Origin of the sequence: Piscirickettsia salmonis LF-89 = ATCC VR-1361, from assembly GCF_000297215.2 — a bacterium.
GTDB classification, from domain to species: Bacteria; Pseudomonadota; Gammaproteobacteria; order Piscirickettsiales; family Piscirickettsiaceae; genus Piscirickettsia; species Piscirickettsia salmonis.
The window spans coordinates 12,112-23,733 of sequence record NZ_AMFF02000041.1 but is presented as its reverse complement, the minus strand read 5'-3'; the positions used below and the strand labels follow the sequence as shown (position 1 = coordinate 23,733).

Annotated in this window: 7 protein-coding genes; 2 read left to right on the top strand and 5 right to left on the bottom strand. The window is 38.9% G+C overall.

Translation table 11 applies throughout. The features are described from left to right. Positions 1-150: 150 nt before the first annotated feature. Both C200_RS16070 and C200_RS16065 read right to left on the bottom strand, forming a co-directional pair. Entirely contained in the window at positions 151-2,571 is a 2,421-nt protein-coding gene (locus tag C200_RS16070) for a hypothetical protein (protein ID WP_032126385.1), read from the bottom strand. A 31-nt stretch (positions 2,572-2,602) separates the two neighbouring features. After that, the gene (locus C200_RS16065; protein ID WP_016210753.1) at positions 2,603-2,920 is read right to left on the bottom strand and encodes a hypothetical protein; all 318 of its coding nucleotides are present in this window, start codon (positions 2,918-2,920) and stop codon (positions 2,603-2,605) included. A 935-nt stretch (positions 2,921-3,855) separates the two neighbouring features. Here C200_RS16065 and C200_RS04730 point away from each other — a divergent pair. After that, entirely contained in the window at positions 3,856-5,202 is a 1,347-nt protein-coding gene (locus tag C200_RS04730) for a cation:dicarboxylate symporter family transporter (protein WP_016210754.1), read from the top strand. A gap of 87 nt (positions 5,203-5,289) precedes the next feature. Here the strand turns inward: C200_RS04730 and C200_RS04725 are convergent, their stop codons facing one another. Together C200_RS04725 and C200_RS04720 are read right to left on the bottom strand one after the other, a co-directional pair. Further along, complete coding sequence (locus C200_RS04725; RefSeq protein WP_016210751.1) at positions 5,290-7,095, bottom strand: DEAD/DEAH box helicase; 1,806 nt, start codon at positions 7,093-7,095, stop codon at positions 5,290-5,292. 483 nt (positions 7,096-7,578) lie between these two features. Then, on the bottom strand, positions 7,579-8,376 hold the full coding sequence (locus tag C200_RS04720; RefSeq protein ID WP_016210752.1) for a YiiX/YebB-like N1pC/P60 family cysteine hydrolase: 798 nt from the start codon (positions 8,374-8,376) through the stop codon (positions 7,579-7,581). Between the two features lie 169 nt (positions 8,377-8,545). On the opposite strand from C200_RS04720, the gene C200_RS04715 reads away from it, so the two are divergent. After that, positions 8,546-9,007: a hypothetical protein gene (locus tag C200_RS04715; protein ID WP_016210749.1), complete on the top strand. Its 462-nt coding sequence runs from the start codon at positions 8,546-8,548 to the stop codon at positions 9,005-9,007. Between the two features lie 298 nt (positions 9,008-9,305). On the opposite strand, the gene C200_RS04710 is transcribed toward C200_RS04715, so the two are convergent. After that, complete coding sequence (locus C200_RS04710) at positions 9,306-11,261, bottom strand: transglycosylase SLT domain-containing protein (protein ID WP_016210748.1); 1,956 nt, start codon at positions 11,259-11,261, stop codon at positions 9,306-9,308. Between the last annotated feature and the right edge of the window lie 361 nt (positions 11,262-11,622).

Genomic DNA, 11,622 nt, shown 5'->3' with positions numbered 1-11,622 from the left:
ACTCCTTACATACAATCTAGTTTTAGTGCTCGAATTCTTAAGTCATAACTGTAAGGAGAAGGCATCGTTTTTCCTTATTGTATTTTTTAACCTACTGATATTATGTCAGAAACTGTTAATCCAGCGCTATAATCTTAATATACCAGTAAATTAATGTGGGGGTGCAGGGGCTGGTACTGAAAAATCCAGTATTGTTTGCCTTATTGCTTTGCGGTCTTCGTCTCTCATCTCAAAAAATGGAGTAGCAGCTTGGCCAAATAGTTCTGATTGATAAGCAAATCTGACGCGTGATGATCTATTGCAGTTTGATGAGAAACTAAAGACACCGTAACCTTTGAGCCATTGCTGCATTTCAGTCTGAATGTTGTTTAAATCGTTATTTTTTTTGGCCATCAAGTTTTGTATAAATTGATAGGTCTGCTCTTTACCATGATTGCCATGTGTTCTATGCCAACCAAAGCGGCCAGAATTTAAATAATCATAGGCTGCAACTAATGCTTTTTGAAGATTAGGGTTTGCTCTAACTGAGTCATAGTCATTTACAGTAACTTTTGCTTGAGCAAGAGCAAGGATAGCTTTATCAAAGTCAGTCGTTGCCAAAGCTAAGGCCGCATCGACTGATTGAGGGGCATAACACTCTAAGACCTTTAACCCTGTCCAACCTTCGTTGCCAACCCGGCATAGTGCCATTACAAGCTTTTCTTTATCTTCTTTAGTTATTGCTAAAGCCAAGGCCGCATTGACTGCTGCTGGGGCGTAGCATGTCAAAGCTTTTAGTCCTGTCTTGCCTTTATCATTGACCTGACATAGTGTTGCTACGATCTTTGATTTATCATCCTGACTCAGTGCTGCGGTGAGCATCGATTGATCTTCTTTAGTCGTTGCCAAAGCCAAGGCCGTATTGATTGATGCTGGGTGGTCATCTATCAAAACTTTTAGTCCTGTTTTGCCTTTATTATTAACCTGGCATAGTGTTGCTAAAAGTTTTGATTTATCTTGTTTAGTTGTGGCTATAGCCAAAGCGGCCGTGATTGCATTTGGGGTGTGGCATAGCAAAGTGTTTAGTCCTGTCTGGCCCTTATTGTCGACTTGGCACAGTGCTGCTACAAATTTTGACTTATCTTCTTGCGTGGTGGCTAAAGCTAAAACCGTATTGATTGATGTTGGAGCATAACGCCCCAAAACCTTTATCCCTGCCCAGTTATTATCATCAACCTGACACAATGCTGCTACGAGCTTTGCTTTATCTTTTTTAGTCGTAGCTAAAGCCAAAGCCATATTGATTGATTCTGGGGCGTAATATCCTAAAATACTTATCCCTGTCCAGTTATTATCATCAACCTGACACAGTGCTGCTACGAATTTTGATTTATCTTCTTGAGTGGTGGCTAAAGCTAAAGCGGTTTTGACTGACTTTGGAAAGTTTCGCCCCAAAACTCTTAGCCCTGTCTTGCCTTTATCATCAACTTGGCACAGTATTGCTATGATCTTTGATTTATCATCCTGACTCAGTGCTGCTGTGATCTTTGATTTATCTCCTTCAGTTGTTGCCAAAGCCAAGATAGCTCCGATTGACTCGGGATGCTTATCTAGCAAAACTTTTATCCCTGTCCAATTATTACTATTAATTTGGCACAGTGCTGCTACGAGCTTTGCTTTATCTTTTTTAGTCGTAGCCAAAGCCAAAGCCATATTGACTGATTTTGGGAGGTAATACCCTAGCGTACTGATTCCTGTCCAGTTATTATTATCAACTTGACACAGTGCAGCTACAAGCTTTGATTTATCTTCTTCAGTCGTTGCCAAAGTTATGGCTGCAGCGAAAGCCCAGCCGGTGGCTTGTGGAACATGAATTAATTTTAGTAATACACTTAGCGGTAACCTTGCTCCCATTGAGGGAGAAAATCTACCTTTCAATTGGTCATAATAACGAAGGAGTAGCTCATTATCTTCCTTGGTATTGCTACAAATGCGTACCATCGGTCTAAAATCGCAAGTGATTTGATCCTCAATCCACTCTTCAATAAAAATATCATTATCTGTTTGATAAATTTTTTTCTTTTTTTCTGGTTCATCAGAGTCTATTATTGTTTCTTTAATGAACCCTTCAATAAAGCCCAATTCTTGCAAAATAACAAGCAGTAATAATCGTTTGGTTCGATCGATATCAGGGGCATTGCCTTCAGTATTATATAAGGCATAGGCCCAATGGCCATATAAATTTTCTGGAAGAAGGTTCTCCATTTCTAGGTAGTTATAGGTATCGGAGATAACGAATTTTTCTGCGACCATATCGACTAGAATCGAAGCCGTAAGGTGTTGACTTAAAGATTGAGAAAAATCATTTAAAGCTTGAAGATCAAGTTGGGGAGCGAAAGTGTCTTCAATAGGGTACATGTTGTAGCTGGAGGCGACGTAATTATACAGGCTATTTACTGCATGAATTTCATTGCCTGGTTTTATATTAATTTTTGTAAGATAATTTGCCGCTTGTTGCTGGATAAGCTCCTTTTTTGCTGATAATAAATAGTTATTTATACTATCGCCAGCAATAACTCGATCAATCAACATAAGCGCGTTAGAATATGCTCCTTGATAGCACTTAATCAAAGGTCAAATCAGCAAACTGACATTCTTGTAAACGCTTTAACAAAGATCGGTTGAAATAGTATAAAGATTCGAGGCGTCGCTTTAAATTGGTAAGCAGTGATATTACGTCAGTTTGATTATAATTTTTACCAATAGTTTTTAATTTAACTAAATTATTTTTCAGTTTGGTCAGCTTATTACTTAAAGCCGCTGGATTCTCAGCAATGATTTTATCTAATAGTGATATTATTTGGGATTTTGCCTGATTAAAACACTCCGGGCTACTTGCCGAGTAATAGGCCGGTCTTTCTCCGTAGAGTGTTTCATCCATTAAAGGGATATCTGCAACAATTTATTCTTTTAATTTAAGAAGTTTTTCTATTAAGTTTAAAGGCATAGTTACCCCTTAAAAATTGATCGACGAATTTTAGTAAATAAAATGCCGTAACTGTTGTTGCTTTATTAGGTGCTTTCCTGATTTTTTAAGAAAAACACCTTGAAAAATATAATAATCATAAGTACTTTATTAATATGTTTATTAATATGTTTAGTAATATTGTGATATTATATTTTTAATAAATATATTCATTTCCCAATGATTAATTCACACCACAAACAGTGGTAAATCTAGTCCTGGTGAGATGAATGAATTTACCTTAAGATAAATTGTTATATCTAAATTATATTTAAGTCAATATAAACATATGGTTATATCAGTGTGGCAATGTTGAGTTATTAAATAAGCATTTTTATTGATTATTAGCTGCTATTCGTTGTTTCTGTGTATATCGTTAAGTGCTTTAGGCTGTATTTCGGCGCATGGTTAAAATTAACCTGTTGATAGTAGATCAAATAGTTAAACTAGCGGTGCTAACTGCTGAGGCAGTTTAAAACTTTCTTTAACCAATGCTGGTTGATTCTAAACAAGTGTGTTAGCTTGATGGAGTCTTAATTTTTTGTGTGATTCAATGGGAGTTTCTAGACGATCATGAAACGTGGACTTCATTACAATCAAAGCTCTTCCTTATTTGGCTGTTGTTGCTAATCAATTTAATTTAATCGACTGCAGTGATACTACTTGCTAGTATTTTCTTGTTTTGCTTTTTTTTAAACAGTAGGTTTTAAATTGATGAATATATTGCGTGTATATCGTTACCCGTTTAATTGTAGTTGCTGTATTTGACGTTGTTGTTAAGATAATACTTGATCATATTATAGTAAGCTTTGTATGAATTTTTTTAGTTTAATGTTGCTGGGAGCTAGGTTATGTCAGCGTTGGTGTTAAGTAAGATCTATATTTTTATTTTTATTGTTCTTTTATTCGCTCTTTATAGCTTACAACGTAAAGGGATGAAGTTTAATGGTTTGGTTTTAATTGCGTTGATTACAGGTGTTGGCTTAGGTGCATTGGCGCGCTTTAGCTTAGTGAGTGACCATTTTGCAATGGCAGACTTAAATAGTGTGTTTCACCTTGTCGGCGAAGGTTATATTGATCTATTAAAAATGTTAGTTATTCCTTTAGTGTTTACGTCACTGGTTTCAGCCTTATTGAGCTTAAGTGATAAGGGGGCGGCAAACTTTAGATTATCGGCTATTCGTTTTGTTGTGATGTTATTAGTATTAACGGGTATTTCTGCTGGGATTGGTATGCTGATGGGGATGGCGTTTAATTTAGGCACAGGGCTGGTGATTCCTGGGGTTGATTTACAACCTGGCCATCATTATACCGGTGTGGTTGATACGATACTAGGCATGTTGCCGACCAACCCCATTGCGGCGATGGCATCGGGTAATGCGGCAGCACTCGCTTTATTTTCAATTTTTATTGGTGCTGCAGCGTTGGTAGTGAAAAAGTCTAAAATTGCAGATATTAAGCCTTTTGAAGGTTTTATTCAGTCGACGTTTGAGATTTCAAAACAGCTTGCGCGTTTTGTGGTGGCTTTAACGCCTTACGGTGTGTTGGCTTTGATTGCAAATGTTGCCAGTGCCACCGGTGCGAGCTCATTACTGTCTGTGTTAAGTTACCTTGTGGCAATTTATGTTGCGATGGCGCTTGTGTTTGCCTTGCATTTAGTCATTTTGGCAGCACAGGGTATCTCGCCGACTTATTACCTTAAACATGCTTATAAAGCTTTGCTTGTTGCTTTTACTACGCGCTCAAGCTTTGGAACGTTGCCGGTGACTGAAGAAACGCTCAGACAGAAATTTAAAATTCATCCTGATTTAGCAACATTTGCACCGACCATTGGCTCATCGATTGGCTTTAATGCGTGTGCAGGGGTATTTCCAGCGATGTTGGTAGTGATGGCAATGACGATTATGCATGAGCCGGTGACCTGGCAGATTATTGTGATGGTTATGTTTATTAATGCCATCGCCTCACTGGGGATTTCAGGTATTCCAGGGACGGCTTCGATTGCAGCAGCAGTGACTTTATCTACGCTAGGCTTACCTTATGCTGTTATTGCGATTGTTCAAGGCGTTGATCCCATTGTTGATATGGGGCGGACCGCAACCAATGTGAATGGAGTGATGGCCAGTGCGCTAACAGTCGATAAATATTTAGCAACAGAAGAAACGCAGGCTAGGAGTATTAAAGCTGAAGCACTGTAAAGTTAAATTTGAAGATTTAAGGCCCTAAAATTAAGGGCCTTTTTTATTATCAATTGCTAAAAGCAAAAACTGAGAGAAGTGGTCAGATTAGGATATTTTTTTTCTTGTTCGACTCTGTGACTGGCTCTGGCCGTTATGGCTTGAATTTGAGCGGCGGCGTTTAAAACCACTATCTCGGTCACGGGAGTGACTACGGCGACCATGGTTATTACTCTGGCCTTCTTGGTTATCTTTATCTGTTGCTGGTTTGATTTTAATCGGGTGACCTTTGACTCGGCATTGATGCGTTAGCTCAATGACTTGGTTGGTCACTTTGCTTGTGAGGTCCACTAAGCTGTAATCATCGAAGATATGAATACGGCCGATGGCTTTATGAGTAATATTGCCTTCATTGGCGAGGACACCGACGATATCACTCGGCTGAATGCGATGACGATGACCAACTTCTAGGCGGCAACGTGACATGCCATGTTCAGCTGTTTGGATTGCTTGACGAGTACGGCGTTCACGTTGGCTCGGTTCATGGCGCCCTCCGCGATCATGGGGTGATTCAAAGCTTAGGGCTTTAGGGTCTTCTTTTTGCATTTGCAATGGCTTTTGTTTTTGTGCCATATAGGCAAGGGCCGCAGCAATATCCAGTTCACTTTTTTCGCTAAGTGGCAGTAGGCTTTCAATGAGGTTACGATAGTAGTCTAAATCAGTAGTCTCATTGATGGTGTTAATAATTTGTTTTTTAAAGCTTTCTTCACGCTTTTCAGTGATTTCATTGGCCGTCGGTGGGGTGATTGCTTTAATCGGTTGACGGGTGACGCGTTCTAAATCTTTAAGTAAGCGGCGCTCGCGCGGTGAGACAAACAGTAGTGCTTTACCATCACGTCCGGCACGGCCAGTACGGCCAATGCGATGAACGTAGGACTCTGGATCATGAGGGATGTCAAAGTTCACTACGTGAGTGATCCGGTTGACATCAATGCCACGTGCGGCAACATCGGTGGCAATGACAATATCAATTGCGCCATTTTTAATGCGTTTTATCACCTGTTCACGTGAGGCTTGATTCATGTCACCATTCATTGCAGCGGCTGAGTAGCCGCGGGCTTCTAAACGTTCAGCAAGCTCAGTGGTTGCAATTTTGGTCCGTGCAAAAACAATGACTGCATCGAACTCTTCTAGTTCTAAGTAACGTGTTAATGCCTCAAGCTTATGATGCTTAGAGGTAATCATATAGCTTTGTTCAATTGTGCTGACTGTATTGGTCGTGGATTTAATTTGGATGTGTACAGGCTCAACGAGGTGCTGACTGGCAATGCCTTTAATCGAAGGTGGTAAGGTCGCTGAAAACAGTGCGGTTTGGTGTTCTGTTGGGATTTGTTGCAAAATCCACTTAACATCATCGATAAAGCCCATTTTGAGCATTTCATCCGCTTCGTCAAGAACGACGGTTTTGAGGCTCTCTAAAGGCAGGGTTTCTCGGCGCATATGATCCATAATACGTCCTGGGGTGCCAACAACAATATGCACGCCGCGTTTTAGGGCGCGTAATTGGCTACGAAACTCTTGACCGCCATAGATCGGTAACACATGAAAGCCAGGCAAGTATTTAGCATAGCGCTGAAAGGCTTCAGCAATCTGAATTGCAAGCTCGCGTGTGGGTGCTAAAACTAGTGCTTGAGGTTGATTATGTTTTAAGGATAATTGAGTTAGTATAGGCAACGCGAAGGCGGCGGTTTTGCCGGTTCCTGTTTGCGCTTGTGCGAGTATATCTTGTTGGTTGAGTAATACAGGTATGCTTTGCTCTTGAATAGGCGAAGGGGTTTCATAGCCTAATTCACTAATGGAGTTTAAAATATTGTCGTTAATACCTAATTTGTCGAAACCTATCGTTGATGACATCTGTGATCCTACCGTTTTATTTTCATTATGTTTTTATTTCACTTAACTTAAGAAGTGCTTGTTGTGAATCCAAGGACAGGCCTTTAAAGTACCCGAGTCAGATTTGGTCATGGCGACCTAATGGGGTGAGAAATGATCCAGACCTTAACTTTACATTCACCGATAGGTTGCACATAGAGCGAATATTGTAATGATCATGAGCAAGATGTCAATAAAACCTTCCCTTTTTCCAAAACACTCAGATATTTTATTGATCTTTAAAAATATTAATTATCAATAATGTAATTTTCAATCTTCGTCTTTCTGCTTTATTTTTTCTCTCTTCTTTAAATATTCTCTTCTCACTTTATATCACTTCATATCGTATTAGTCTCTTCACTAACGGTAGTGTTTTAGTGTTTTAAGAATTTTTATTTCGAGTAAATATTTTGAGTAAATACTAGAGTGATGGAGATTAATTTAAGGTATTTTAAGTTATCAGCACTATTTTTCTGTGGGTAAATCTTGAGGGCGGCCTTTCTGCCAAGGCAGGTTTTTATAGGCGGGCATGTGATCATCAATACTGATAAATGGGTACTTGATAATTTCAAAGTAGGGTGAGTAATCAAAGTCTCTGGGTGTAAATAAACGTGGATTACGTATATGTAACGCCATCTTGCCGTCTTCTGAGGTGTGTAAATCAGGTAAAATTGGAAAATCAACGACGTTAAAAGCTTCTGCGATCATGGTTGAGCAGACGGTGCGTGTTGGATCTCCTAAGTTATGATGAAAGAGTGAGGAGCGCCAACTGCGTGGCAAAATAGTCCACGGCAGTAGTAATCGGAACAAGTCAAAAATTTGCCTGACATTATAAGCACTGCCGACTTTGCTGGCAGCATAGGCAATGACCTGTTGAACATCTTTGCGTGATAGTCCGCGGGGGCGGCAAATTCTGATATGAGAATATTTATAATCATCCAAAAGATTAATCACTGTGCCTTGACCAAGATAACCTTCTATCACCAGTTGATCTTGAGGGGAACCATCGTAATTATCTTCAATAAATTGGCGAATATGGAGATTTTCAATATCTTGAGAACGGCCAATATATAATGCTGAATGTGACCAAGGGCTGCGAGTAATAACTTGAATAACATCGCTGAGTCGACTGCGTCCTTCCACTAATAAAACATCACACGGTCTGATTTCATAACAAATTCTTTCATAATCGCACAAGGGAGTTGAAGGAGGGGGCTCCTCTTTGAGTAACCATTTGACCAGTGGGCGATTAAGTAGCTGCATTGATTATTAAATTCTTAATTTATAACTCGTTATAACTTTAAGAATAGTAGAAATTAATTTTTATTACTTAGTTTCTAGAACATTATTATATTGTCCATTTGTTGGCACTGTTTTTGCTGATTTTTAAAACTAAGAATTAAGCTGGTTTAGGGATATTTTAGGGGTTGTAATGAGTAAAATAAAGAGTCTAAAACCTTTTGTTCATGAAATTACTGTGGATGTTCATTTTTCTAAAAAGCAGGCCATGCATATTCGTAAGTTGGGTCAGAATTTGGATCTGCGTGTCATTACGCCAAAAGCAATGGTGCGACTTGGTGAGCAATTATTTACTGCGAAATTAATTTCTGCAATTGACTTAATGAGTTTATTGCAGCCTGGATTTAATCAAAATTATGGTGAAGTCGCTGCCCAAATGGGTGTGCAGTTAAAGCAGCCGCCTGCCTTAATGAATGCTATTCAGTTTTATTATGAATCATGGCAGAAGAAGATTCGTCAAAAAGGTGTAAATAGCCAGCAAAGATTATTAGCTCGTCGTGAGTATCATTTGATGTTAGCCTTGCAAAAATCATTAGGTTTGCCTGTTGATGGCAAGATGATTCAAGCGAAAAAAACAGTGATAGAAGATTTGTAAGATTGTACGGTGACATTGGGTATAAATTTAAATTACTGAGATCATTTTAAGTGACCTTATGCTTAGCTCTAAAAAAGGTGGATTAACACATAAAATATAGTATGAATAAGCTTTATTGATTTTAGATTATATCTTTGTCATATTAGCCATTTGTTTTAGCTTTTCGCTAATTCTAAATATTTAATTATTAGCTTAGAGTGAGGGCGTAATCGTATTGTTTATGCGAAAATATAGTGTAGATAAAATTAATTATACCATTATCATGGCCTTTGTTGGCTCCAGATTATAGTAATAAAAGCTAGGAAATTTGCTTTAATGTTGGCACGTTAACGAGCTGTTGAGCCATCTTGGTGGTGTGACCTAACCTTGCATTATAAACGACCGTATAGGCGAGGATATTTTTAATATAACTGCGGGTTTCTTTGTAAGGGATCGTTTCTATCCAGAGGTCGGCAGCGATGGGATTTCTTTCTGGCAGCCACTGATTAACACGGCTAATGCCAGCATTATAAGCAGCGAGGGCAAGAATTAAACGGTTATCATAGCGTTCTAATAAACGTTTTAAATAGGCAGTGCCTAAAGCGATATTATGGTTGGCGTCAAGTAGTTTGGAGGTATAATGGCGTATTTGTATTTTACCTGCGATATAGCGTGCTGTTGTAGGCATTAATTGCATAATCCCTCGTGCGCCAACCGGTGAGTAAGCATGTTCATGAAAAATACTTTCTTGGCGGGCGACTGAAAATACCCATGCCGGACTGATCTCATAACGTTTTGCATTGCGTAAAATGGCACGGTAGTGGGCCATAGGAAAGCGCAGCTTTAAATCGTCACGGTGCTTGGTTTTTGTGGTGGTTAATACGGAAAGGTTATACCATCCCCAGTCATGTGCGAGTTTTGCCGCGGCCAGTTTTTCTGTCTCAGTGAATTGGTTAATGGCATATACCCATTCACTACGAGCAAGCCCTGGGTGTCCTGTTTTTTTAAACTCATAAGCGCGCCTAATTCCAGGTTTTTTTGAGACATTGCTTAATATGTGCTTGCTAATATTAACGGCTTTTCTATTGAGTTGATAAGGCTGTTGTAATTTATTGCTAGCAAGAAAACCATAGTAGTCGCGATGTTTGGCAAGGCGTTTATATACTTTTTTTGCCTGAGTGATTTGGCCAAGTTGTTCTAGCGCACGGGCTTTCCAGTATTGCCATAGGTGGCTATCGTACTCATTTGGAGGCAAGGTGTTAATTAAGGTAAGAGCGTGTTGCCAGCGTTGTTGATAAAGTGCTGTACGAATATTCCAGGAGGTTAGGGTTAAGCTTTGATCCTGATCTGGAACTTTTTCCATCCAATGTGATGTTTTTGAGGATTTTTTTAAAGCAAGGTGTAGAGCAATGCTCTTGGTGATAGCTATTTTTTGTTGTTTGGTTAGAGAAAATTTGCTTTTTAAACGCGGCCAGATTGTTATAGCATACTCTGGTTTGCGTTTGGCAAGCTGCAATAAAGTGTCATTAGCAATATAATTAGCTTTATTGCCTGCGGCTCGTATTAAAGAGGTTTTGGTCATTTTTTCTGGGTGGCGCCGCAAAATACGCCAGAGGGTCAGTGCTTTTTTATCTTGACTGGATAAAAAGCGTGCTAAATAACCGGCGAGCTGATAATTTCTTTTTTGCATTGCTAGGGTAATACGCTGCCAAGCCAGAGAGTTGGTAAGTTGCTTATGTTTGCGTAATGCACTGATAAGGCGATCACATACTTTAGGTAAAGAGCGACCTTGTAGCCAGACTTTTTTAAAGGCATGCAGTGATTGCTGTTGATAATTAAGCTGATAGCGTGCCCATAGATAGCGACATTGCATTGCAGTGCTCTTAGTTGCCGGTTGGTAATATTTAATCAGTGTTTTCCACCATTTTTTATTATAGAGGTGAATCATCCACTGGCGGTGTAAACGATCATGAAAAATAGTATTTTGATATTGATTTAGAAAGTGCTTGATCTTATTATTTGGCAAAAATCCAAGCTGAAGTTGGCGAATCAGTTCTTGGTAGCGCAGGTAAGGATATAGTGGGTAGTGCGTTAGTTTTTTTAACTCTTTTTTGAAGGATTGTAGACGGCTTTTTTTTAAATGCTGTTCTGCTTGGTGAAAAAATATGCGTTGTTTGTCAAGAGAGTGGTTAAGATAGTTTGCGGCATAAAAAGATTGAGTAATAAAGAGACTCACCATCAGGGCAATAAGATAAATAAAAGTGTAGTATGGCATTATGTCCCTTTAATGCTTTTGTTGAGCTTTATTTCAATAATAGCAGAAAGCCTACATAGGATAGTGAGGATTGTTGAATCTATTAACTTTGTAATTATTTGAATTTATTTTATATATTGAGGTTTATTAATGAAAAGTAAGGTATTTACCTTGTATGTTTTATTATTTATTTATTATTTAATGACTTAAATAATAGTAACGTATTATTTTGAAGAGCGATGATTAGTTTGATTAAATAACCTAGAAAACATGCTTGATTTTGGCATTCTGATTGTTTACTATACGAGCCATATTGGGGGGGTAGTTCTTACGCTGCGAGCCATGGAGTGCTAAGCACGGGGTGAGTAGGCCGAGGTAGGTT

Coding starts and splice junctions, on each gene's coding strand:
- C200_RS16070 (WP_032126385.1), bottom strand. CDS start 2,571: ATGTTGATTGATCGAGTTATTGCTGGCGATAGTATAAATAACTATTTA.
- C200_RS16065 (WP_016210753.1), bottom strand. CDS start 2,920: ATGGATGAAACACTCTACGGAGAAAGACCGGCCTATTACTCGGCAAGT.
- C200_RS04730 (WP_016210754.1), top strand. CDS start 3,856: ATGTCAGCGTTGGTGTTAAGTAAGATCTATATTTTTATTTTTATTGTT.
- C200_RS04725 (WP_016210751.1), bottom strand. CDS start 7,095: ATGTCATCAACGATAGGTTTCGACAAATTAGGTATTAACGACAATATT.
- C200_RS04720 (WP_016210752.1), bottom strand. CDS start 8,376: ATGCAGCTACTTAATCGCCCACTGGTCAAATGGTTACTCAAAGAGGAG.
- C200_RS04715 (WP_016210749.1), top strand. CDS start 8,546: ATGAGTAAAATAAAGAGTCTAAAACCTTTTGTTCATGAAATTACTGTG.
- C200_RS04710 (WP_016210748.1), bottom strand. CDS start 11,261: ATGCCATACTACACTTTTATTTATCTTATTGCCCTGATGGTGAGTCTC.